This window comes from Pseudomonas sp. V98_8 (genome assembly GCF_029967975.1).
GTDB lineage: Bacteria > Pseudomonadota > Gammaproteobacteria > Pseudomonadales > Pseudomonadaceae > Aquipseudomonas > Aquipseudomonas umsongensis.
Window position 1 is genome coordinate 25,987 of sequence record NZ_JASCAE010000040.1, and the last position, 24,580, is coordinate 50,566.

A 24,580-nucleotide genomic window follows, 5' to 3' on the forward strand; every position below is an offset into this window, starting at 1 on the left:
GCCGCCAGACGGTCGCTCAACCGGCTGATGGAAGCTTTGCGGTTGTGTGGTTAAATGCATGACCGACCATTCCCGAAACGAACTGCCAGACTTGACAATGCACGGGCTGAAACGTATGTTTCAAACAAGTGTTTGTCAGGCGGAGTAGCCATGGCCCAGTCGGAAACCGTTGAACGCATTCTCGATGCTGCCGAGCAGTTGTTCGCGGAAAAAGGTTTCGCCGAAACCTCGTTGCGTTTGATCACCAGCAAAGCCGGCGTGAACCTGGCGGCGGTGAACTATCACTTCGGTTCCAAGAAGGCGCTGATCCAGGCCGTCTTCTCGCGCTTCCTGGGGCCATTCTGCATCAGCCTCGATAAAGAGCTGGAGCGGCGCCAGGCCAAGCCGGAAAACAAGCCTTCGCTCGAGGAATTGCTGGAAATCCTCGTCGAGCAAGCGCTGGTGGTGCAGCCACGCAGCGGCAATGACCTGTCGATTTTCATGCGATTGCTCGGGCTGGCCTTCAGCCAGAGCCAGGGGCATTTGCGCCGCTATCTGGAAGATATGTACGGCAAGGTGTTTCGCCGCTACATGTTGCTGGTCAACGAGGCTGCCCCGCGCATCCCGCCGATCGAACTGTTCTGGCGCGTGCACTTCATGCTGGGTGCGGCCGCGTTCAGTATGTCCGGTATCAAGGCCTTGCGCGCCATCGCCGAAACCGACTTCGGGGTCAACACCTCCATCGAGCAGGTCATGCGCCTGATGGTGCCGTTCCTGGCAGCCGGCATGCGTGCCGAATCCGGTGTCACCGACTCGGCCATGGCCACCGCGCAACTGCGTCCTCGTAGCAAATCGACACCGGTTGCCGCCAAGGTTTAACCGTTCATGGGTGGGCGCGGCAGCTGACATCCGATAAGCTAGCCGCCCATGCCGACTCTCGTTTTGCGCCCTTTCCCACAGATGATCGCCGACCTCCCGGGTGCAGCCCAGGGCGGCGTATCGTTGCGAGCCGGGTTTATCGTTATCAAGGAATTGTTATGACTGCTGGCCTGCAAGGCTCGTTGATGGTGGACGTCGCCGGTACCTGGCTGACGGCTGAAGATCGTCAATTGTTGCGCCAGCCCGAAGTGGGCGGCCTGATCATTTTCGCCCGCAACATCGAACATCCGCGCCAGGTCCGCGAGTTGAGCGCGGCGATCCGCGCCATTCGTCCCGACCTGCTGCTGGCGGTGGACCAGGAGGGCGGGCGGGTCCAGCGCCTGCGCCAGGGTTTTGTGCGCCTGCCGGCGATGCGCGCCATTGCCGACAATCCGAACGCCGAATACCTGGCCGAACAGTGCGGCTGGATCATGGCCACCGAGGTGCTGGCCGTTGGCCTGGACCTGAGCTTCGCCCCGGTGCTGGATCTCGATCACCAGCGCAGCGCCGTGGTCGGGACCCGTTCGTTCGAAGCGGATCCGCAGCGTGCCGCGCTGCTGGCCGGTGCTTTCATTCGCGGCATGAACAGCGCGGGCATGGCGGCCACGGGCAAGCATTTCCCTGGCCACGGCTGGGCCGAGGCGGATTCCCACGTCGCGATCCCCAATGACGAGCGCAGCCTCGAGCAGATTCGTGCCCATGACCTGGTGCCTTTTGCCAAGTTGAGCAAACAGCTGGCCGCCGTCATGCCTGCCCACGTTATTTATCCCCAGGTCGATACCCAGCCGGCGGGCTTCTCGCGGCGCTGGCTGCAGGACATCCTGCGGGGCGAACTGCAGTTCGACGGGGTGATTTTCAGCGACGACCTGTCCATGGCCGGTGCCCACGTGGTGGGCGATGCCGCCAGCCGTATCGAAGCGGCGTTGACCGCCGGCTGCGACATGGGCCTGGTGTGCAACGACCGCGCAGCCGCCGAACTGGCCTTGAGTGCCGCCCAGCGTTTGCAGGTCAAGCCGTCGGCGCGCATTGCACGGATGCGCGGCCAGGCGCATGCGAGCACCGAATACCGCCAGGATCCGCGCTGGCTGGCGGCCGTCGGTGCGCTCAGGGATGCACAACTTATCGATTGAGAAGGAGGCGCCATGACGGTTTACGCGATTATCGGCGGCAGCGGCCTGACCCGGTTGGAAGGCCTGCAGATTCGCCAGTCATTGGCGCTGGACACTCCCTACGGCGCGCCGTCTGCAGAAGTGCAGATTGGCGAATATGCCGGCAGCGACGTGCTGTTTCTCGCCCGTCATGGTCACCCGCACCGTTTTGCGCCGCATCGGGTGAATTATCGCGCCAATCTCTGGGCGCTGAAGCAGGCCGGTGCCGAGGCCATTCTGGCAGTCAACGCAGTGGGCGGCATCAACGGGGCGATGGGCACCGGGCATTTCTGCGTGCCGCATCAATTGATCGACTACACCAGTGGCCGCGAGCACAGCTACTTTGCCGATGACCTGGAGCCGGTGACCCACATCGATTTCACCTACCCCTACAGCGAATCGCTACGCCAGCGCTTGATTGCAGCGCTGGTGGCCGAAGGCGCGGGTTTCAGCGATCGGGGTGTCTATGCCTGCATGCAGGGCCCGCGGCTGGAAACCGCCGCCGAGATTCTGCGCCTGGAGCGCGATGGTTGCGACATCGTTGGCATGACCGCAATGCCCGAAGCGGCCCTGGCTCGCGAGCTGCAGCTGGATTACGCCTGCCTGGCGCTGGTGGTGAATCCGGCGGCGGGCAAGTCGGCATCGGTGATCAGCATGGCAGAGATCGAGCGAGCGTTAGGAGAGGGGATGGTCAGGGTGAGGTCGACCTTGGCGCGGGTGCTCGCGGACTGACTGGCCGATACACCGAGTCGCTTCCTTCGCGAGCAGGCTCGCTCCACAGGTTCGGTGACATTCCTGTGGGAGCGAGCCTGCTCGCGAAAGCAATCTACCCGGCGCCGCAGTTTTCAGCGCTTCTCCAACTTATCCGGCAGCGGCGCAAACAGCGCCTCGATGTCATCGCTCTGCAACTTCCAGTCCCCGGCCTGTCGTCCATCCAGGACGCCCGCCGCCAGGTCGGATTTTTCCTTCTGCAGATGCTGGATCTTCTCTTCCACCGTGCCGCGCGCGATCAACTTGTAGACGAACACCGGCTTTTCCTGGCCGATGCGATAGGCGCGGTCGGTGGCCTGGTTTTCCGTTGCCGGGTTCCACCAGGGGTCGTAATGGATCACGGTATCGGCTTCCGTCAGGTTCAGGCCAACACCACCGGCCTTCAGGCTGATGAGAAAGATCTGGCGCTTGCCGCTCTGGAATTCCTTCACCGGTGTACGACGGTCGCGGGTCTGTCCGGTCAGTAGCGCGTAGGGCACGCCGCGCTTGTTCAGTTCTTCTTCGATCAATGCCAGCATTGAGGTGAACTGCGAGAACAATAGAATCTTGCGGCCTTCCTCGAACAGCTCTTCGAGCATTTCCATCAGGCTGTCGAGCTTGCCCGAGGTGCTGCCCCGCGCCGGAAGGGTGGCTTCATTGACCAGGCGCAGATCGCAACACACCTGGCGCAGCTTGAGCAGCGCCTCGAGGATGATGATCTGGCTGCGTGCCACGCCCTTGCGGGTGATTTCGTCGCGGACTTTCTTGTCCATGGCCAGGCGCATGGTTTCGTACAGGTCGCGCTGGGTTTCGTTGAGTTCGACCCAGTGGATGATCTCGGTTTTCGGCGGCAACTCGGTTGCCACCTGTTCCTTGGTGCGACGCAGCAGGAAGGGTTTGATCCGGCTGTTGAGGTGTTGAAGCCTGACTTCGCTGGCGCGCTTTTCGATGGGCACCCGGTAATCACTGTTGAAGCTTTTGACGTCGCCGAGCCAGCCCGGCAGCAGGAAGTGAAACAGCGACCACAGTTCGCCCAGGTGGTTTTCCAGTGGCGTGCCGCTCAGGCACAGGCGCTGGCGGGCGTTGAGCTCGCGGGCGGCCTGGGCGGCCTTGCTGTTGGGGTTCTTGATGTATTGCGCTTCGTCCAGTACCAGCACGTGCAAGGGCTGCGCCGCCAGGCGTTCCACGTCCTTGGGCAGCAAGGCATAGGTGGTCAGGATCAGGTCGTAATCGGCGAGGTTGTCGAAATGTTTTTTGCGACTGGCGCCGTACAGTGCCAGTACCTTGAGTTGCGGAGTGAAGTGCGCCGCTTCGTCGAGCCAGTTGGGAATCAGACTGGTGGGCATCACCACCATGCAGGGGCGATCGAGGCGACCGGCGTTTTTCTCGCTGAGGATGTGCGCCAGGGTCTGCAGGGTTTTGCCCAGGCCCATGTCATCCGCGAGGATGCCGCCGACTTCCAGTTGGCGTAACGACTGCATCCAGCTCAGGCCCTCGAGTTGATAGGGGCGCAGTGTCGCGTTCAGCCCGTCCGGCGCCGAGGCGGTGTAGTCCTTGATGTCGCGCAGGCGTTGGGCAAAGCTGCGGATCTGCTCGCCACCTTCCCAGAGCAGTGGCAGGTCTTCCAGTGAGTTGAGGCGCGTGGCGTCGGCCTTGCTCAGGCGCAGCGTGGTTTCGCCAGGTTCTTGAAGGTAGAACTCGCCAAGCGTCGCCAGTACCGGTTTCAGGCGGCCGAAGGGCAGGGCGACTTGCAGCGGGCCGTGCTCGGCGTTCGGCCGGCTGGGTATGTTGACCAGGATCAGCTCGTCGTCGCGCCGGCGAGCGAGGCGTTCCGGATTGAGCAGTTCGGTGTGGGAACGCATCAGGTTCAACAGGATCGGCAACAGGCTCAACCGCTCGCCATTGACGATGATCCCCAGCTCCAGGTCGAACCAGTCGCGCTCCGGAACCTGTTCGACCGTGGCGTACCAGTCGTCCACGGCAGTCAGGTCGAAGCCGAAGTCTTCGTTGATTTGCAGCTCCCAACCCTGGGTGCGCAACTTTGGCAGTTCATTGAGGGTAAAGGTCAGCCAGGCGCTGTCGTTGACCATCTCGAACAGTTCGCCGGCGCTTTCCGGCAGGGCCTTGCTTTGCCGGGTGGCGATCTTGAAACCGAGGATTCGCAGCTGCTCCCGGTAGGACTGTTCGACGTCCGGGTGGCGTTTTATCCGCAGTGTCTGGGTCTCCTGGCGAACCAGGATGTCGGCATTCTTCTGGCCTGAAACGTATTCGTCCAGGTAACCGAAAGACAGCGCCGCGCGATGCTGGATGTAGCGCTGCATCCGCCCGTTGCGCGGTTCGAAGGCGCTGAACTCGATGCTCGCCAGCCACAGGCGCGGTACCGGTTGCACGTTGTCCACCAGCACTTGCGGTGGTGCCTTGGGGCTGCGGTTTTCCAGCACCGCCTGGAGTTTTTCCAGGAGTTCGGCGTCTTTGGCGGCGGCGGGGTAGTCGAGGGTTTCCTGGATTTGCAGGAGCACCGCCGCGCAATGTTTGCAGTTGCTGTGCACCGGGCAGGAGCAGGTAGCATCGACCATCAGCAAGGTGCCTTTGGCCGACTCGCGCAGGCGAATGGTCTGACGGTAAACGTTACCGCCAGAGCCTTCGCACGCGGCGGTGATCGTCGCGTCGCCGACTTCGACTATCCTGACGCGATTCTCCAGGGCATACCGGCGACCGCGCTCCAGGCTCTGTTCCTTGAATCGGCTGACCCAGGAAGGTGCCAGGGGTTTGCTCAGGGTCGCGGACATGGGGGGCTCGATCAGTCCGGGACGACTTCAGGGGCTTCCCGGGGAGCGGGCGCCGTCAATGAGGTGATCTTGATCAGCAGGCCCAGGTGGCCGTTGTCGAGGAAATTGAGCTGGCCGTTCTTGGTGTGGCTTTCCTGTTTCAGGCGTTCGCTGGCGGTGACCAGGCCGTCGTCGTTGAACTGGTTGACCCAGAAATCGGCATCCACATCGGTAAAGCGTCCCAGCGTCAGGTTCAGGGTGCCTTCGATCGGGTACTGGCCGTACTGTTCCTTGCCGTCGCTGACAGCCACCTTGACCGGTGTCTCGCCGAGCGTCTGTTGCCACGCCTTGTGCAGCAGCACACTGTATTCATTGCTGGCGGTGAGTTTTTCCACTTCGTTGTTGAGGCTCGGCGTGCGCAGGCTGTCAGGGCTGACGGTTTGCGCGCCGGCGGCCCAGTCTTCCGGCGCGGCACGGCTGATAATCGCCGGCACGGCATTCTGCCGCACCAGAATCATTTCAATCTGATACAGATCATCGGCAAACACCGAAGGGGCGACCAGGGTTATCAACAAGGTCAGTGAGCGAAACAGGCGCATGCGGCGTCCTTCAAGCAGTTTTCGGGATGAGACGCTCAAACAGCGCCTCTACAGTATTAAAGCGTTCTTCCGGGCGCTCCATCGGCACCTGGAATTTAAACATCGTCGCGCCTTCGAATTTGTAGCGTTTGGGCTGGCTCTGGATCAACTTGATCAGGGTCAGCGGGTCGACCGGGGTCTGTGCCGCGAATTCGATTCGACCACCTTGCGGGCCGCCGTCGACTTTCTTGATGCCCAGCAATTCGGCCTGCAATTTCAGTGCGGTGATGCGCATCAGGTTCTTGGTCGGCTCGGGCAACAGGCCGAAACGGTCGATCATCTCGACCTGCAGATCCTTGAGGCCGTCCTCGTCGGTGGCCGAAGCGATGCGCTTGTAGAGAATCAGGCGGGCATGGACGTCCGGCAGGTAGTCTTCGGGAATCAATGCCGGTACGCGCAGGTTGACTTCCGGACCGCCGCCCAGTGGTTGTTCGAGGTTGGGCTGTTCGCCCTTGCGGATCGACTTCACCGCGCGCTCGAGCATTTCCATGTACAGCGTGAAACCGACCGCCTGGATCTGCCCGCTCTGGCCGTCGCCAAGCAACTCGCCGGCGCCGCGGATTTCCAGGTCGTTGGTGGCGAGCACAAAGCCCGCGCCGAGGTCCTGGGTGTTGGCGATCGCTTCCAGGCGCTTTTCCGCGTCCGCGGTGATCTGCTGGCGCGGCGGCGTCAGCAGGTAGGCGTAGGCCTGGTGGTGACTGCGACCGACCCGGCCGCGCAACTGGTGCAACTGCGCCAGGCCGAACTTGTCAGCGCGCTCGATGATGATGGTGTTGGCGCTCGGCACGTCGATGCCGGTCTCGATGATGGTCGAGGCGATCAGCACGTTGAAGCGCTTGTGGTAGAAGTCGCTCATCACCTGCTCGAGTTCGCGCTCGCGCATTTGCCCGTGGCCGATGCCGATCCGCGCTTCCGGCACCAGCTCGGCGAGGTCGGCGGCGCATTTCTCGATGGTCTTGACGTCGTTGTGCAGGTAATAGACCTGGCCGCCACGCAGCAGCTCACGTAGCAGGGCCTCTTTGACCGTGCTCTTGTTCTGCTCCATGACGAAGGTGCGCACCGACAGGCGACGGGCTGGCGGCGTGGCAATGATCGACAGGTCGCGCATGCCCGACACGGCCATGTTCAGCGTGCGCGGAATCGGCGTGGCGGTCAGGGTGAGGATGTCGACTTCGCTGCGCAGCGCCTTGAGTTGTTCTTTCTGGCGGACACCGAAGCGGTGTTCTTCGTCGATGATCACCAGGCCCAGGTTTTTGATTTTCACATCGTCGGACAGCAGCTTGTGCGTGCCGATGACGATGTCGATCTTGCCTTCGGCCAGGTCGGCGATCGCCGCGTTCACCTCTTTGGCCGACTTGAAGCGGCTCATCACTTCCACGCTCACCGGCCAGTCGGCGAAGCGGTCGCGGAAGCTGTTGTAGTGCTGCTGGGCGAGCAGGGTGGTCGGTACCAGGATCGCCACCTGGCGACCGCCGTGCACTGCAATGAACGCTGCGCGCATGGCCACTTCGGTCTTGCCGAAGCCGACGTCGCCGCACACCAGGCGATCCATCGGCTTGGGCGCGAGCATGTCTTCGCGCACCGCTTCGATGGTGGTTTGCTGGTCTGGCGTCTCTTCGAACGGGAAGCCGGCGCTGAAGGTGGCGTAATCGGCTTTCGGGTCGGCGAAGGCATACCCTTCACGAGCGGCGCGGCGTGCGTAGATATCAAGCAATTCAGCCGCGACGTCGCGCACCTGTTCGGCGGCCTTGCGCTTGGCTTTTTGCCAGGTCTCGGAGCCCAGGCGATGCAAGGGGGCGAGGGCGTCGTCGCTGCCGGTGTAGCGGGCGATCAGGTGCAGGTTGGCCACCGGCACATAAAGCTTGGCGTTTTCCGCGTATTCAAGGGTGAGGAATTCGGCGGCCTGGTTGTCGATTTCCAGGATCGTCAGCCCCAGGTAGCGGCCGACACCGTGATCGATGTGCACCACCGGCGCGCCTTCGCGCAGCTCGGTGAGGTTCTTGATGACCGCGTCGTTGTTGGCGTCGGCGCGCTTCTCACGGCGTCGGCGCTGCATCACGCGCTGGCCGAACAACGGGCTTTCGGCGACCAGCGCCAGGGCCGGATCATCCAGCAGCAGGCCTTCGTCCAGTGGCGCGATGGTGATCGCCAGGCGCTCCTTGCTGGCGACAAAGTCCGGCCAGCTGTCGACGGTCTTCGGCCGCAGCTTCAGGCGTTCCAGCAGTTCGAGCAGCACTTCGCGACGGCCCGCGGATTCGGCAGTGAACAGCACGCGCCCAGGGAACTCGTCGAGGAAACCCGAGAGCGCCGCCAGCGGCTGGGTGGCCTTGGCTTCGATGGCCAGGTTCGGCAATTCCCTTGCGGGGAAGCGCTCGCGGCCAGCGCCGGACTCCACATCCTGTTGGCTGGCGACCACCCGCGGCCAGTTTTTCAAGCGGGCGAAGCAGTCTTCTACTGGCAGGAACAACTCGGCAGGCGGTAATAAAGGACGCGAAGGATCGACGCGCCGCTCTTCATAACGGTTGCGCACGTCGTTCCAGAAATTTTCCGCGGCCTGCTCGATGCCTGGCAACGAGAACACTTGCGTGTCCTGGGGCAGGTAATCGAACAACGTCGAGGTTTCTTCGAAGAACAGCGGCAGGTAGTACTCGATGCCGGCGGGGGTAATTCCGCTGTTCAGGTCCTGGAAGATCGGGCAGCGCCGGAAGTCGACATCGAAGCGCTCGCGAAACCGTGCCTTGAAGCGGGTGACGGCTTCTTTCTCCAGCGGGAATTCCTTGGCCGGCAGCAGCTTGACCGAATCGACCTTGTCGATGGAGCGCTGGTTTTCCGGGTCGAAGGTGCGCAGGGTTTCGATTTCGTCGTCGAACAGGTCGATCCGGTAAGGCAGCTTGCTGCCCATCGGGAACAGATCGATCAAGGAGCCGCGCACGGTGAATTCGCCATGTTCGTACACGGTATCGACGTAGCGATAGCCAGTGGCCTCGAGGCGGGTGCGCATTTGCTCGACGTCGAGCTTCTGGCCGACGTCCAGGACCAGGCTGCTGCCGAGCAGGAATTTGGTCGGCGCAAGGCGGTGCAGCGCAGTGGTGATCGGCACCACCAGCACGCCATGACTCAGTTCCGGCAATCGATAAAGCGCCGAAATGCGCTGGGAAATGATGTCCTGGTGCGGCGAGAACAGGTCGTAGGGCAGGGTTTCCCAGTCGGGGAAATGCAGCACGGGCAAATCCGGGGCGAAGAAACCCAGCTCCTGTTCCAGTCGTTCGGCACTTTGGCTGTCGGCTGTGAGCAGCAGGGTAAAGCGCTTGGCAGCGCTGGCGGCCTCGGCGATGGCCAGGCTCAGGGCGGCACCGGGCAGGTTGCCCCAGTGCTGTTTACCTGCCGCGGCAGGGAGAAGCGGTAGACGCAGAACGGGCACGGAAGGTTGAGCTCCAAGCGTTGCGACAAAGTCGGTAATTGTAGCGGTCCCGGGTGCCGGCTGTCAGTCGCAGATGTGTCTATTACGCGGGTAAGGAGAAATGTAGTGGTAAAGACAAAATCGCGGTGTTTTTTACTGGGAAATAGCGATTATGTAGTGGCAAAACCAACCGGTGTTACGGATGGTTACGGACAAGGTTGCGCTGTCCCCAAAAAATTGACGAAGCTGGAGGCCCCGGTTTCATTGGGTTTCAGCGGTGCGCGATTTTTTTGAAAGGGATTTTGTTACTGGCGGTGCGACAAGCGCGCATTGCTACACGAGGCGCGCGGCGGCATAATGTAGCCCCTTTTTTCTGCCCCTACATGTGGAAGGTTCCCGTGACTCAGAAGCCCGACCAGTGTCTTGGTGAATGGATCGACCGTGAAGCACTCGCAGAAGCGATGATTCCGCTTATCGGTCAGCTTTACCGCAATAACAATGTGGTGAGCTCGATCTATGGCCGCAGCCTGATCAATCGTTCAGTCATTGCGATTCTCAAAGCTCACCGCTTTGCTCGTCACCGTCAAACCGACGATACCGAGCTGTCCGTCCACGAAACATTCCCGCTGCTCAAGGCGATGAGCGAGCTCAAGCTCGGCGCCGCTTCGGTAGACCTGGGCAAGCTGGCAGCCAAGTTCAAGGCTGAAGGCAATGGCCGTACTGCCGAGCAGTTCGTGCGTGAAGAACTGGCCGACGTGGTTGGCCAGCAGAACGCTTCCGCCCGCAAAGGCACCGACGTTGTCCTGTACGGCTTCGGTCGTATCGGCCGTCTGCTGGCGCGCATCCTGATCGAAAAAACCGGTGGCGGCGACGGCCTGCGCCTGCGCGCCATCGTCGTGCGCAAAGGCGCCGAGAACGATCTGGTCAAGCGTGCCAGCCTGCTGCGTCGCGACTCGGTTCATGGCCCGTTCGATGGCACCATCACCATTGATGAAGCCAACAACACCATCACCGCCAACGGCAACCTGATCCAGGTTATCTACGCCAAGAGCCCGACCGAAGTCGACTACACCCAGTACGGCATCGAGAACGCACTGATCGTCGACAACACCGGTGTATGGCGTGACGCCGACGGCCTGGGCCAGCACCTGGCCTGCCCGGGCGCTGCCCGCGTGATCCTCACCGCACCTGGCAAGGGCGCGCTGAAGAACATCGTGCACGGCATCAACCATGGCGACATCAGCCCTGACGACAAGATCATCTCGGCCGCTTCCTGCACCACCAACGCCATCGTGCCGGTGCTGAAGGCTGTGAATGACAAGTTCGGTATCGTCAACGGCCACGTCGAAACCGTTCACTCGTTCACCAACGACCAGAACCTGATCGACAACTTCCACAAGGGCAGCCGTCGTGGCCGCGCCGCGCCGCTGAACATGGTAATCACCGAGACCGGTGCCGCCACCGCAGCCGCCAAGGCACTGCCAGTGCTCAAGGGCAAGCTGACCGGCAACGCGATTCGCGTTCCTACGCCAAACGTGTCGATGGCCATCCTGAACCTGAACCTGGAAAAGGCCACCACCCGCGAAGAGATCAACGAGTACCTGCGCCAGATGGCCATGCACTCGGACCTGCACAAGCAGATCGACTACGTCAATTCGCAGGAAGTGGTTTCCACCGACTTCGTTGGCTCGCGCCACGCAGGCGTCGTGGACGCTGAAGCGACCATCACCCAGGATAACCGCGTTGTACTGTACGTTTGGTACGACAACGAATTCGGTTACAGCTGCCAAGTGGTTCGCGTGATGGAAGACATGGCCGGTGTAAACCCGCCAGCTTTCCCGCGCTAAGCTCTTTTAGCTGCACGTGAAAACGCCCCGACTCAGGTCGGGGCGTTTTTGTTCGTGCGTCCTTCAGACTTTTCTTTGCAAATAAAAACATTTTTGTAGGAAAAAGACTGTTCGGTTTGACGAAACGTCTGAATCGTCTTTTTGACCTCGCCGTGGCAGTCGCAACGCTGTCAGCGTCCGCTGCATCATTTCTAAACACCTTCCAAGGATAAGGAGTTTGAAATGAATGCACGCTTGCAGCCCTCATATCCCCCAGAGAATCTGCGTAGTCTGGACAACCCTTGTTTCATTGGGTGGCGATCACAACTCATCTTCGTAAACTTTCCGGGCTCGGCCGCAAGTAACGGAGTGGGAATTCAATGAAAGAAGGACATTTCATCGGCTTGAATGACCGAACCAGCTGTGGTGGCAAGGTTCTGGATGGTGACACTCGAGTCATGATGTTTGGCGTTGCCCACGCCTGCGAAGGTGATCGAGTCACGTGTGGAGAGGATGGGGAGACGTATCGGATCGTCGGTGGCGTTTCGCACGTTATCAGTCATGGAAAGCGAGTGGCGGGCACACTGGATAGCTACAGCACCTGCCCTTGCAAGGCTGAGCTGATTCCCTCGGTGCTCACCGCTACGTATCAAAACAAGGCTGACTCTGCGCAGCTGGCCACCAGGGTCGCAAGCTCACCGGCGACCCCGGCTGCTAACAGCTTTATAACCAGGCCCCAGGTGGTTGATCTGAAGCTGGCAGATAAAGTCGCTAACCCCCTCGGTGATCTTGGTGGAAGCAAGGTCTGTAACCATCCAGACCAAATGGAAGCGCTGGCCAGCTACATCGCTGGCGAGATGAATAGGAACATCAAGCATCCGGACGTGTTGAAAATGAAAGAGCTGTTGAGCTACGACAGCGGCGCAGAAGCCAGGAAGTTTCGGTCGTTACCCTGGTACGCAAGGTTGGCCGGACCACCGAATTTCAACGGAATCGAATGGACACAAAAGCTGCAGGCGATGGCAATCTGGACTAAGCAAGTGGGTCAAAATATGGAATGGGACCATAAGCCGAAGCTGGAGGCGATTTACAACGGCGTTGTCCGACACAAGCAAGGGGATTACGAGTACTACTACGATATCTGGTCGAATATTCACTATGGGTATGTTGGTACTGCAGGCGGGCTTTCAGAAAGCTTGCTATTAGACGGTGCAGGGGCTGAACAGGTCGCCTCGGATTCTTTCCGTAAGGTTGATGAGTGGCTAACAAAACCAAAAGAGGAAAGAAGGCTTCTAGGCCCTCGTCCTACAGACAGTCCTTGGACGAAGTTGCGATCATGGGATGATGTAGCTGATAGGGTATCGATCAGTATCGGTATCAAGCTCGCCAACCAGTACCCTAATGGAAGTATAAATGCGCAGGTCATCATGAGTGAAGTATTGGGAATTGCTCCAGAGAGATGGGGGAAAGGAATCCGTGTCCACATTTGCAAATAAATCCAGATCACGCTACGTTCTGTGGCTATGGATTCCTTTGCTACCGCTATTACTTCCCCTGCTGGTGGTTTTGCTAATAGCACTCTGGCGAATCATTGTGTTGCCAGCTGCAACGGTCCATTACTCCAAGAACGGCGTGGATGAACTCCGGTTCATCTGGAATGTGCAGCACCGGATTTACAAGGGAGATCTCCCCCCCGGCAGCAGTACACGGGATTATGGGTTTTTTTTTCCGGATGAGAAGTTTTTCATGGAGATTTCTTGGTGGAACGATAAGGGTCTCCGACACTGCGTCAATATATCCCCGAAATGGTCCAATACGCACATCTACCTTGATGCCAATGGCGATATTGATCAAAGCGAAGGCAGGGGCACGGACTCAGATAGATTGAAGCAGTGCATTACAGATCCCGCAAGCCCATGAGCGACGTAAATAGTTAAAAAGCAAATGCAGATTTTCGTTATTCACCCGGAAAATTTAGGGAGTGGGGTTAGTGAAAAAAATCGCTAGACCCTATTTCCGGTATATACGATGGCTATGGATTCCGTTGGTGCCTCTGCTGCTACCGGTTTTGATATTCTTTCCGATATTTATCTGGAATGCTTTTGTATTACCAACAGCGACTGTCCATTATTCACAGGACGCTTTGCATGAGCTGCAGTACATATGGAATGTTCAAGACCGGATATACAAGGGGAGGGTGTTTGCCGGTAGTGTGGTTGTCGATCACGGATTTCTATTTCCGGATCCCGAATTCTTCATGGAGTTTTCTTGGGGGGTCGAGAATCAGCGTTGGCACTGCATCAGCATCAAACCGAAGTGGCCAAGCATGCATATTTTTCTCGACGCCAACGGAAATATTGATATGCGCAAAGGAAGTAGTACAGATGTGGATAGGTTGAAGGAGTGTCAATGGGAATTGGCGAAGCCGTAACATGCGACAAAATGAGTTAGTCGGTTTTGGCTTGATGGGGGCTTATACTTTTTTAATCTTACCGCTCGAAATTTAAGAATTGTCTGATATTCGATACAAAGTTCCTTTCAGTATAAAAAATAAAAATCATTAGTAAAAATAAGAGGTTGTTGGTGATTTCGTTTGGACCGCACTACATGGATCCAATCGTCAAGCCGCTACATATTTGACGCCATTTAATTGCTCCATTCAATTACTTGACACCCCAAGGCACTGAATCTAGTGTCGCCAATGACACCGCCCGCTCTGCCTCGGGCAACCCAATAGTCATGCTCCACCGCAACTCTCCAAAAAGACGGGAATCCCATTCCCGCTCACCTCACAATAAAAATCATATCAATCAGCGTCGGCTTAATTGCCGTGCAAAGACCCATTACGTTTTGCTCACCCTGCCAAAAGTGTTTTCGCAGTCAGGCCTGCTATTGCCTGGCTGATATGCGGTTGGTCTATCGGGAGAGTCGAACATGGCGCAAGAACGCTCGAAGTTGTTATCGCTGTTACCGCGCCTGGTGGGATTGGGGGTGCTGGGGTTTGTTGTCTGGCTGTTGATGTCCACTTTGCTCATGCCACTGGTGTCGGCCTCGGCCACCCGGGCGATTCTGAATGCGCCGGTGATTCTGTTGACCACGCCGATCGATGGCGTGGTGAGTTCCCTGGCGGTCAAGCCCGGGGTGACGTTTAGCCAGGGCCAGAAGATTGCCGTGGTGGAAAACCCGCGGGCGAACCAGGAAACCTTGCTGACCCTGCAAACCCGGCGCCTGACCCTGGAGCAACAGCTGTCGTCTTCGGCCAGCCAGGCCGAGCACGATCAGCGGTATTACGAGGAGCTGGAGAAAACCAGCCAGCGTTACCAGGCCGCGTTTCACACCCGCCAGCTTTACACGCAAAAAGCCTTGAAAGCCGAGAACAGTGCCGCCAGCGCGCGGTTGATCGATGCCCAGGAAACGGTCGAGCGCAATCTCGAGTTGTTCGTTCAGGGGGCGGTCAGTGGTGCGGTGGTGGCTTCGTCGAAAGCGCAGCTGGCTTCGTTGCAAGGCGCGGCCGAGTCAGTGCGTTCGCAGTTGCGGATCACCGATGGTGACGTGAGTGCCGCCAACAAACAGGTGTACCTCGACCCCGATCAACTGCGCATGTTCGATCTCAGCGCGCAAATGACCACGCTGAAACTCAGCCTGGAGAATCAGGCGCGCAACCGGGTGACCTATCAGCAGGAACTCGACAATCTCAACCAACTGATCGAAACCGAGCAGAACCGCGTCCGGATGATGGCCGGCTACGACGTCGTGGCGTATTCGCCCGGTACTGTCCAGGAACTGCTGGCGCCCCAGGGCACGCTGGTGCAGGCCGGTTCGACCTTGCTGCGGGCCACCGATTGCGCGCAGAGCTATGTGATCGCGGTGTTTCCCGAGCGCATGGCCAGCAAGATCGACCGCGACAGCGTGCTCACCGTGAAAATCCGCGGCCTCGACCAGCCCCTCAAGGCCAGTGTGGTGCAGTTGTTGTCCAGCGCTTCGGACATCCGCGCCAATACCTACAGCGTGCCGTTTCCCTATGCCGAGCAAAATTCCGTGTACGTGGTCGGCACTTTTGCCACCGACCTCACGGACAGCCAGCGCGCCATGACCTGCAACCCGGGATTGTGGGCCAGTGCCGAGGTGTCGCGGCCATGAGCATTGTATTGCGAGCGATGGTGGGGTTGATGTTGATGACCGGAGTGGCAAGCGGATGGGCCGCGCAAGTCCGACCGCAACTGGCGGCAATGACCTGTGCGGCGCTGGATCAGGCCGTGACATCGCAGCCGGCGGGGCCGGTGCTGGTAGCCAGTTACCCGCCGCTGGATGGCCAGCCTGCGCCGATCCTGGCGTTGCGCGGCGTGGCGTTCACCTACGACAACGCACTGGCGAGCATCGCCTTGTTTGCCTGCGGCAAGGCCGGGTCGGCGCGGCGGATCGCCGATGCATTGGCGTTCGCCACAGGCCATGACCCGGAGTACCAGGACGGACGCCTGCGCAACGCCTACGCCGCCGGCCCGGTGGCGGCACCGTCGATGAAGTTGCCGGGCTACTGGAGTGTCGAGCGCAATGCCTGGAACCAGGACGCCTATCAAGTTAGCAGCGCCACCGGCAATCAAGCCTGGGCGGCACTGGCGCTGCTGGAAGCATTTCGCCAGAGCGGTGAGGCGTCCTACCTGGAAGCCGCGCGAAAAACCCTGCACTGGTCGCAGCAAAACACCTACGACGGGCAAGCGCCCGCCGGATTCAGTGGTGGCTATTACGGGTACTTTGACAAGCAGGTCCAGCAGAACTGGAAATCCACCGAGCATAACGTCGACCTCGCCGCTGCGTGGTCGGCCCTCGACGCGGTGGCGCCGAACCAGGACTCGGCAAAACAAGCGCAAATTGCCCGGCAGTTTGTCTCCAGCCAATGGGACGCCGGGGAAGGGCGTTTCCTGATCGGCACGGGCGCGGACGGCCAGACCTCGGACCGCGTGCGCTCGGGGCTGGACGCGCAGATCTGGCCGTTGATCGCCCTGCACGAGCCACCCAAGGACTGGCGGCGCGTTTTCGCCTTCATCGACCGCGCTCACCGTGCCGGCGAAGGTTACGGTTTCAACCGCGACCCCGATGGCCTGTGGACCGAGGGCACCGCCCAGGCCGCTGCCGTGGCGCGCTTGAGCGGGCTCAGTGACAAGGCGCAGCCGTTGTGGAGCGTGCTGCTGGCCCAGCAGGCGGGCAACGGCTGGCTGTTCGCAACACCGGCAGAACGCATCAGTACCGGGCTGGCCATAGGCCCGGACTCGGTCAGCAACGATTTTTTCTACTACCACCTGCCTCACCTGGGCGCCACAGCGTGGGCGGCCATTGCCGCCACCGGCGTCAATCCCTTTACCGGTTTGCGAGAGGCTGACTGACATGCAGGCACTGGACTCGCTGCAACTGCTGCAAATCAATTTCTGGACGCTGGCAGCGGTGATTCTGTTCACCTGCCTGACTCACCGCGATCAATGGGCCGCGCGGGTCGGTTTCGGTGCCATCACCGCCTTCCTGCTGATCAACTATGCGGCCTGGCGGATTCGCGACACCTTGCCCGATGGGCATTCCGGATTCGCCACGGTCTGGGCGTACACCTTCCTGCTGTTCGAGATGCTGGCGATTGGTTACACGCTGTTTTCCATCGTCGTGATGCTTTGTCGGACGGATCACCGCGCAGATGCCGATGCCGGTGAACGCCGGCTCAGAGAACAAGGCCGCGCGGTCCCTGCGGTGGACATCTTCATCGCCACCTACAACGAAGGCCTGGAAATCCTCGAAAAAACCATCATTGCGGCCCAGGCCATCGACTACCCGAACTTCACCATCTGGGTGCTCGACGACACCCGCCGCGACTGGCTGCGCGACTACTGCGCCGAAATGGGCGTGCAGTATGCGCGGCGCCCGGACAATTCCCACGCCAAGGCCGGCAATCTCAACAACGGCCTGCGCCAGTCGGCGGCCCTGAGCAACGCGCCGTACATTTTGGTGCTCGATGCCGACTTTGCGCCGCAGCAGCCGATCCTCCTGCGCACCCTCGGGCTGTTCGACGACCCCAGGGTCGGCCTGGTGCAGACGCCACAGTTCTACTACAACCCCGATCCCATCCAGCACAACCTCGGCACGTCGGCCTGTTGGGTGGATGAGCAACGGGTGTTCTTCGATGTATTCCAGCCGGCGAAGGATGGCTGGGATGCGGCGTTTTGTGTCGGCACGTCCTTCGTGGTGCGGCGCGATCTGATTACCGAAATCGGCGGTTTTCCTACAGGCTCGGTGTGTGAAGACATCTACACCACTTACCGTTTGTTGCAAAAAGGCTATGTCACCCGCTGGTTGAATGAGCGTCTGTCCATTGGTTTGTCTGCCGAAGGCTTGACCGAGTACATCAATCAACGTGGGCGCTGGTGCCTGGGCACGATCCAGGTGGCATTGCTCAAGGAGGGGCCGTTGCGCGGCAGCGGCTACACGCTCAATGACCGGCTGCACTATATCCATGGGCTGATGCACTGGTTTTCCAAACCCTTCATCTTGATGATGCTGGTGTCGCCGGTGCTGTACTGGTACTTCGGCATCGCCGGGTTCTACGCCAATCCGCTGGATTTCCTTGCGTTCGGCATGCCGGCGCTGATTGCGTTCTGGGGTTATGGGACCTGGGTGACGGACCGACGGACCTTGCCGATTTTCACCGAGGTCACGCAGATCGTTGCCTCGCTGGCGGTCACTGCCACCATCGCCAGCGCCATGATCCGACCGTTCGGGCGCCCGTTCAAAGTCACCGCCAAGGGCCTCGACCGGACGAAAACCATGGTGCATGGGAAGCTGTTCGGTTTCTTCCTGGCCTTGACCCTGCTTTCGCAGTTTGGCGCCTATATCGCCATCAGCACGGCTGCCTCGTTCGACGGCAACATGCTATTCAATCTCTGCTGGACGGTGGTTGCGCTGGTGTACAACCTCGCGACCCTGGTGGCCTGTGTCGACCGCCCACGCTTGCATGGCGAAGAGCGCTTTCCATTCGATAAACCCACCGGGTTTCGTTTCGGCGGCAAGGTCCTGGCGGGGCGCCTGGTGGATATTTCCCTTAGCGGCGCGTCGCTCAATTGCGCCTTCGCTGCCTCGATCAAGCCGGGTCTGTGCGGTCAGATCTGGATCGACAAGTTGGGTTGGCTCGATGTCGAAGTCATGCGCAATCACGGCGAGGACCAATTGGGCCTGCGTTTCGCCGACCTTGATGAAGGGGTGCGCCGGCGCCTGATCGCGCGGCTGTTCAGCGATGCGACCATCAATGTCGTCAGCAAGGCCGAGCCGGCACAGGCCTTTGGCACTTTGCTGCAGCGCTCGCTACTGGGCGAAAAAAGTCTGGCGCCACGTTCCGTCAAGCCGCTCAAGACGCCGACCCCTTTCTCGCCGCCTCGGTGGCGGCCGATCAGTGTTCGTTCGCGTAAACAGGCTGTGCCGCACATCAGTGTCGAACGGGCGGGCCTGTGGTCGTTGCTTCTTTCCCCCTTGCGAGCTTTGCTCGGCCAACGTTTTTAGGTACGCGCCATGAACCATTGCTTACCCACCTCATGTTTCATGACCTTGTTTTTGCTTGGCGGTTGTTCGCTGGAACCGACCTACGAGAAACCCGAGGCACCGATCGACCAGCAGTGGCCGGCGAACACCGCCGGTGAATGCTGCAACGGCAAGCAGGCGTTCGATAAGGATTGGCGCGGTTTTGTGGTCGACGAGCGCCTGCGCCAGTTGATTGACATGGCCCTGGCCAACAACCGCAGCCTGCGACAGTTCGCGGCCAGCGTCGAGGAGGCGCGGGCCGGGTATGACAGTGCACGCTCAGGGCTTTTTCCTACGATCGGCATCGACACTTACGCCGGTCGCAGCAAGTTACCGCCATTGGTGCGCACACCGGGAGGCGGCGATACGGCGGGCAGCATCGCCAACACCTATCAGGCAACGGCCGGCTTTACCTCCTACGAGTTGGACTTGTTCGGGCGTATCCGCAGCCAGCGTAATGCCGCGGGGGCACGGTTCGAAGCGTCCGAGGCGGATTACCAAACGGCGCGGCTGGCGCTGATCGGCGAAGTTGCCAGCACCTGGTTGAGCCTCAAGGCCAATCAGCATTTGCTCGACCTTGCGCAGAACACCTGGCAATCCCATGACCGCTACGGGCAGCTGTTGCGCAAGAGTTATAATCTCGGTTCCAGTGCGCGGATCGATGTCCACCAGGCGGATGCACAAACCAACACGGCGGCGGTGCAGGTCAATACGTATCGCATGCAAGTGGCGCAGGACATGAACGCGCTGCGGGTGCTGGTGGGGCAACCGGTACCTGTGGGGTTGCTGCCGACCGGCGCGCTGGGTGAGCAGTTGGCGACGCTGGACGTGCCGGCGGGTTTGCCTTCGGCGCTGGTGGAGCGGCGGCCCGACATCATGTCGGCCGAGGCGCAGTTGCGTGCAGCCAAAGCAGATATCGGCGCGGCCCGTACGGCGTACTTCCCGACTTTTTCCCTGACGTCGGCGCTGGGCAGCCTGACCGGGGAGTTTTCCCAATTGCTCAGTGGCCCGGCCGAGTTCTGGTCGGTGGCGCTGGCCGGCTCGTTGCCCTTGATCGACGGGGGCGCGCGGCGGGCGCAAGTGGACGCCAGTCATGCCCGCTTCGCCGGCCAGGCGGCGGCCTATGAAGCCACGGTGCAGAACGCATTTCGAGAAGCAGCCGATGCCTTGAACGCCCGGCAGGAAATGCTCACCCAAGTCGAGTTCCAGAAAAAGCTGGTCGGGGATTATCAGGAAGCCTACCGGCAGTCGCGCCTGCGTTTCGAGTCGGGGCTGGACAGCTATTTTTCTACCATGGATGCCCAGCGCTCATTGTTTGATGCGCAGCAGAAGTGGGCGCAGCTGGAGTTGGCACGGGAGATCAACCAGGTGACGTTGTACAAGGCGCTGGGGGGAGGGTGGAGCCAATCGTTGAAGATGGCGGATCGTTGAATCACGCGATACCCTCACACCACAAATCCCTTGTGGGAGCGGGCTTGCTCGCGAAGGCAGTGTGTCAGACGGCATTGTTGTCATCTGGTGCACCGCCTTCGCGAGCAAGCCCGCTCCCACATTTGTATCGCATAATGGCTGAGCCTGGCGTTGTGTCCGGGAATGATTGGGGGGAGATTTGTTGACCTGGCGACGGTATGGTCTTTTGGTGCTGATCGGCACCTTGTCCGCCTGCGGCAACGGCGACTCCATGGAAAGCTTCGGCGGGCCGACCATGGGCAGCACGTATTCGATCAAGTACAAGCGTCATGCCGGTCTTCCCGCCCCGGCAGATGTCCAGGCCGAGGTCGAGAGGATCCTGGTGGAGGTCGACCGGCAGCTGTCGACCTATCGCAGCGATTCGGACATCGAGCAATTCAATGCGTTACCGGCCAACCACTGTCGGGTAATGCCTGCGTCGGTCCTGCAATTGGTCCGCGTGGGTGAGCAGCTGTCCATGCAAAGTGCAGGCGCCTTCGATTTGACCGTCGAGCCGCTGCTCGATCTCTGGGGCTTCGGCCCACAGGCCCGTGAGGAAAAAATCCCCACTGCCCAGGCGCTGGCCGAGGTGCGCCAACGTGTCGGTCACGATCATCTGCGCATTGACGGCGAGCAGTTGTGCAAGGACGCCGCGGTCGAAGTCGACTTCAACAGCATCGCCGCCGGTTATGCGGTGGACACGATTGCCGCGAAGCTCGACGCTTTGGGCATCCACGACTACCTCGCCGAAGCCACCGGCGAGCTCAAGGCCGCCGGCAGGAAAGCCGATGGCACAGCGTGGCGCATCGCCCTGGAAGAACCCCGCGACGATCAACAGGTGGCCGAGCGCATCATCGCGGTCGACGGTTATGGCGTGTCGACGTCGGGTGACTACCGCAACTATTTCGTGCAGGGTGGCCAGCGCTTTTCCCACACCCTCGATTCCCGCACAGGTTTACCGGTCTCACACAACCTGGCGTCGGTCACGGTGATTCATCCTTCAGCGCTGATGGCCGATGGCTTATCGACGCTGTTGCTGATTCTCGGCCCGGAGCAGGGTTGGGACTACGCGGAAAAACACGACATCGGCGCATTTTTTGTGATGCGTGCCGATACAGGTTTCGTCACACGCAGCAGTCACGCTTTTGAGCGCCTGAGTGGCAAGGAAACCGAGTGATTGCGGCGATTCGGGCATTGAAACCTGGCGTTGTAGTGCATGCAAAACTAGCCTACGACGCGACCAAGGGTTAATGTGCGCGGCGTTGACGCTTCTATAGACTGTGTCCGGGTTCTGCATGGACCCCAAATTGTTCCTTCATGCCACAGATTGGCGTGATTTAGCCGCAGGTGCCGCTGGTGCCGCGGCCTGTTCTGAGGAGTACGCATGGCTGTCTACAACTACGACGTGGTGGTGTTGGGTTCCGGCCCGGCAGGGGAAGGCGCGGCAATGAACGCCGCCAAGGCAGGGCGCAAGGTGGCGATGGTCGATAGCCGTCGCCAGGTCGGCGGCAACTGCACTCACTTGGGCACCATCCCGTCCAAGGCACTGCGTCACTCGGTCCGGCAGATCATGCAGTTCAACACCAACCCGATGTTCCGGGCCATTGGTGAGCCGCGCTGGTTCTCGTTCCCGGATGTGTTGAAAAGCGCCGAGAAAGTGATTTCCAAGCAAGTCGCCTCGCGCACCGGCTACTACGCCCGTAACCGCGTCGACGTGTTCTTCGGCACCGGCAGTTTCGCCGACGAGCAAACCATCGAAGTGGTCTGCGCCAACGGCGTGGTGGAAAAGCTGGTGGCCAAGCACATCATCATCGCCACCGGGTCGCGCCCTTATCGCCCGGCCGACATCGATTTCCATCACCCGCGTATCTACGATAGCGACACCATCCTCAGCCTCGGCCACACCCCGCGCAAACTCATCGTCTACGGCGCCGGCGTGATTGGTTGCGAATACGCATCGATCTTCAGTGGCCTGGGTGTACTGGTCGAGCTGGTGGATAACCGTGGTCAGTTGCTGAGCTTCCTCGACTCGGAAATTTCCCAGGCCCTGAGCTACCACTTCAGCAACAACAACATCACCGTTCGCCACAACGAAGAGTACGACCGCGTCGAAGGCGTGGACAACGGCGTTATCCTGCACCTCAAGTCTGGCAAGAAAATCAAGGCCGACGCCTTGCTCTGGTGCAACGGCCGCACGGGCAACACCGATCAGCTGGGCCTGGAAAACATCGGTGTGAAGGTCAACAGTCGCGGCCAGATCGAAGTCGACGAGAACTACCGCACCGGCATCCAGAACATCTATGGCGCGGGCGATGTCATCGGCTGGCCGAGCCTGGCCAGTGCCGCCCACGACCAGGGCCGTTCGGCCGCTGGCAGCATTGTCGACAACGGCAGCTGGCGCTTCGTCAATGACGTGCCGACCGGGATCTATACCATTCCGGAGATCAGTTCGATCGGCAAGAACGAGCAGGAGCTGACCCAGGCCAAGGTGCCGTACGAAGTGGGCAAGGCGTTCTTCAAGAGCATGGCCCGGGCGCAGATCGCCGGCGAGCCGCAAGGCATGCTCAAGATCCTGTTCCACCGTGAAACCCTGGAAGTGCTGGGCGTTCACTGCTTCGGTTACCAGGCGTCGGAGATCGTGCACATCGGCCAGGCGATCATGAACCAGCCGGGCGAGCTCAATACCTTGAAGTACTTCGTCAACACCACGTTCAACTACCCGACCATGGCCGAAGCCTATCGGGTTGCCGCGTACGACGGCCTCAACCGGCTTTTTTGAGCGGCTCCGGCCGGTGGCCTGAGCCGGCCGGGGAGACCGATTTCAGCAATTCTCGAGCGTGGCAGTGGCCAAACCGGGAAAGTCTGTAATCAGGCTGTCAACGCCGAAATCAGCGAGCCTGCGCATCAGCGCGGGTTCGTTGACTGTCCACACCGACACATGCAGCCCCTGGCGCTGCGCCTTCTCCAGGCGTTCCGGCGTACACAGGGTCCAGTTCAACGCCAGGATCTCGCAGCCATAGCCTTGCGCAACCTTCAACGGGTCGAGCCAGGCGTATTCGGCCACCAGGCCGCGGGACACGTCCGGCACCAGGTCCAGCGCCGCCTTCAGTACTTCCCGCGAACTCGACGTGATGGTGATCTTGTCCAGCAGGCCATGTCGTTGCGCCATTTCGCGAATTGCCAGCACCGTTGTGGCGGCGCGGGTGCGTGACGCGCTCTTGACCTCCAGCTGCCAGTGCTCGAAATCGCATTTCTCGAACAACTCTTCCAGGGTTGGAATCGGGCACGGCGTGATCCAGCCCGGTCCACCCTTGCGCGCGTCGTAGGTCACCAGCTCTGCCGCGGTGTGCTCCACGACCTTGCCGCGCCGGTCGGTGGTGCGCTTGAGCGTCGGATCGTGGATGACCATCAGCTCGCCGTCCATGGACAGGTGCAGGTCCAGTTCACAACGGCGCACGCCGTGCTTGAGACATTGCTGGAAGCTGGTCAGGGTGTTTTCCGGTGCTTCGCCCTTGGCGCCGCGATGGCCGTAGATGAGGGTCACGATCGTTCCTTAATTTAAATGCCTGATTCGTTCAGTTCGCGGGCCAGGCGTCGTTCCTGGGCCTGCCTTTGCAAAATGTAGCGCGCCAACAATTGTCGCTGGGCGTCGGTCAAGTGTTCGAATTCGGTGCCGACATCAAAGCCCTCGCCCTTGCGGTCGCAGTGGGTGACGCGTGCGCGCAGCAACAGGCCCAGGGCCTGGGGCATCAGCACCAGCTTGATCGACAGGCGCGCGTCGGCGGCGATGGGGGTCGGGTGCTGGAAGTCGATGCCGCCTTCGGAAATGATCACCGGTTGGGGTTCGCCGATCTGCCCGAGCACAGTGATGGCGATCACCTGGCTGAGCAGGTCGATGCGCTTGTTCTGGGATTTGAGGAACGCCGCGAGGTTGCGGTCGCGCTCGCTGATCTGGCGCAGCAGGTGTTGCGACTCGAATTCGCTCAGGTGCAGTTCGCTGAGCAGATTGAATAGCGGGGAAGCATCCTGCAACACTTCCTGCCCTGCGGCTTCAAGGGCGGACAGGGGCCGAATTTCCAGTGCGATCATGTCCTCGATACGGTAGTATTCGCGGCGATCTTCTTCATCTAATGTCGACATGGCGAACCCATGG

17 protein-coding genes are annotated in these 24,580 nt (G+C 60.4%); 12 read left to right on the forward strand and 5 right to left on the reverse strand.

What is annotated here, in order from left to right; all coding sequences use genetic code 11:
* The first annotated feature begins 150 nt into the window (after positions 1 to 150).
* The 3 genes from QLG10_RS11550 (at position 151) to QLG10_RS11560 (ending at position 2,777) form a co-directional block, all read left to right on the forward strand.
* Positions 151 to 858: a TetR/AcrR family transcriptional regulator gene (locus tag QLG10_RS11550; RefSeq protein WP_110746524.1), complete on the forward strand. Its 708-nt coding sequence runs from the start codon at positions 151 to 153 to the stop codon at positions 856 to 858.
* A 158-nt stretch (positions 859 to 1,016) separates the two neighbouring features.
* Positions 1,017 to 2,027, forward strand: coding sequence for a beta-N-acetylhexosaminidase (gene nagZ, locus QLG10_RS11555; protein ID WP_020798500.1), 1,011 nt, complete (start codon positions 1,017 to 1,019; stop codon positions 2,025 to 2,027).
* A gap of 12 nt (positions 2,028 to 2,039) precedes the next feature.
* Complete coding sequence (locus QLG10_RS11560) at positions 2,040 to 2,777, forward strand: S-methyl-5'-thioinosine phosphorylase (RefSeq protein ID WP_282487356.1); 738 nt, start codon at positions 2,040 to 2,042, stop codon at positions 2,775 to 2,777.
* Positions 2,778 to 2,890: 113 nt separating this feature from the next.
* On the opposite strand, the gene QLG10_RS11565 is transcribed toward QLG10_RS11560, so the two are convergent.
* From QLG10_RS11565 to mfd, 3 genes are read right to left on the reverse strand one after another with little or no spacing between them, the layout of a single operon-like run.
* Complete coding sequence (locus QLG10_RS11565; protein WP_248679012.1) at positions 2,891 to 5,584, reverse strand: DEAD/DEAH box helicase; 2,694 nt, start codon at positions 5,582 to 5,584, stop codon at positions 2,891 to 2,893.
* Between the two features lie 11 nt (positions 5,585 to 5,595).
* On the reverse strand, positions 5,596 to 6,162 hold the full coding sequence (locus QLG10_RS11570; protein ID WP_110746531.1) for a CsiV family protein: 567 nt from the start codon (positions 6,160 to 6,162) through the stop codon (positions 5,596 to 5,598).
* Between the two features lie 10 nt (positions 6,163 to 6,172).
* Positions 6,173 to 9,622: a transcription-repair coupling factor gene (mfd, locus tag QLG10_RS11575; RefSeq protein WP_110746533.1), complete on the reverse strand. Its 3,450-nt coding sequence runs from the start codon at positions 9,620 to 9,622 to the stop codon at positions 6,173 to 6,175.
* 362 nt (positions 9,623 to 9,984) lie between these two features.
* Here mfd and QLG10_RS11580 point away from each other — a divergent pair, with 362 nt between their 5' ends.
* From QLG10_RS11580 to sthA, 9 genes are all read left to right on the forward strand, one after another.
* Positions 9,985 to 11,448, forward strand: coding sequence for a glyceraldehyde-3-phosphate dehydrogenase (locus tag QLG10_RS11580; protein WP_033043386.1), 1,464 nt, complete (start codon positions 9,985 to 9,987; stop codon positions 11,446 to 11,448).
* 359 nt (positions 11,449 to 11,807) lie between these two features.
* A complete protein-coding gene (locus tag QLG10_RS11585; protein WP_282487357.1) occupies positions 11,808 to 12,923 on the forward strand; it encodes a polymorphic toxin type 44 domain-containing protein in 1,116 nt (371 codons plus the stop codon).
* A gap of 551 nt (positions 12,924 to 13,474) precedes the next feature.
* Positions 13,475 to 13,858, forward strand: a complete 384-nt coding sequence (locus QLG10_RS11590; protein ID WP_282487358.1) for a hypothetical protein — start codon at positions 13,475 to 13,477, stop codon at positions 13,856 to 13,858.
* Between the two features lie 503 nt (positions 13,859 to 14,361).
* Positions 14,362 to 15,567: an HlyD family secretion protein gene (locus QLG10_RS11595; protein ID WP_248679009.1), complete on the forward strand. Its 1,206-nt coding sequence runs from the start codon at positions 14,362 to 14,364 to the stop codon at positions 15,565 to 15,567.
* Positions 15,564 to 16,808 (forward strand): hypothetical protein, encoded by a 1,245-nt coding sequence (locus tag QLG10_RS11600; RefSeq protein ID WP_248679008.1) that lies wholly within the window; start codon positions 15,564 to 15,566, stop codon positions 16,806 to 16,808. The genes QLG10_RS11595 and QLG10_RS11600 overlap by 4 nt, the downstream gene beginning before the upstream one ends.
* A gap of 1 nt (position 16,809) precedes the next feature.
* Positions 16,810 to 18,960: a glycosyltransferase family 2 protein gene (locus tag QLG10_RS11605; protein ID WP_282487359.1), complete on the forward strand. Its 2,151-nt coding sequence runs from the start codon at positions 16,810 to 16,812 to the stop codon at positions 18,958 to 18,960.
* Between the two features lie 9 nt (positions 18,961 to 18,969).
* Positions 18,970 to 20,409 carry an efflux transporter outer membrane subunit gene (locus tag QLG10_RS11610; RefSeq protein WP_282487360.1) on the forward strand — a complete coding sequence of 480 codons (1,440 nt, stop codon included), beginning with the start codon at positions 18,970 to 18,972 and terminating at the stop codon, positions 20,407 to 20,409.
* A 178-nt stretch (positions 20,410 to 20,587) separates the two neighbouring features.
* The gene (locus QLG10_RS11615) at positions 20,588 to 21,604 is read left to right on the forward strand and encodes an FAD:protein FMN transferase (protein ID WP_282487361.1); all 1,017 of its coding nucleotides are present in this window, start codon (positions 20,588 to 20,590) and stop codon (positions 21,602 to 21,604) included.
* A gap of 207 nt (positions 21,605 to 21,811) precedes the next feature.
* Complete coding sequence (sthA, locus tag QLG10_RS11620) at positions 21,812 to 23,206, forward strand: Si-specific NAD(P)(+) transhydrogenase (RefSeq protein WP_020798487.1); 1,395 nt, start codon at positions 21,812 to 21,814, stop codon at positions 23,204 to 23,206.
* Between the two features lie 42 nt (positions 23,207 to 23,248).
* Here sthA and QLG10_RS11625 read toward each other — a convergent pair whose 3' ends face one another.
* Together QLG10_RS11625 and QLG10_RS11630 are read right to left on the reverse strand one after the other, a co-directional pair.
* Complete coding sequence (locus QLG10_RS11625; RefSeq protein WP_020798486.1) at positions 23,249 to 23,971, reverse strand: glycerophosphodiester phosphodiesterase family protein; 723 nt, start codon at positions 23,969 to 23,971, stop codon at positions 23,249 to 23,251.
* A gap of 14 nt (positions 23,972 to 23,985) precedes the next feature.
* A complete protein-coding gene (locus QLG10_RS11630; protein WP_110746547.1) occupies positions 23,986 to 24,567 on the reverse strand; it encodes a PilZ domain-containing protein in 582 nt (193 codons plus the stop codon).
* Positions 24,568 to 24,580: the final 13 nt, after the last annotated feature.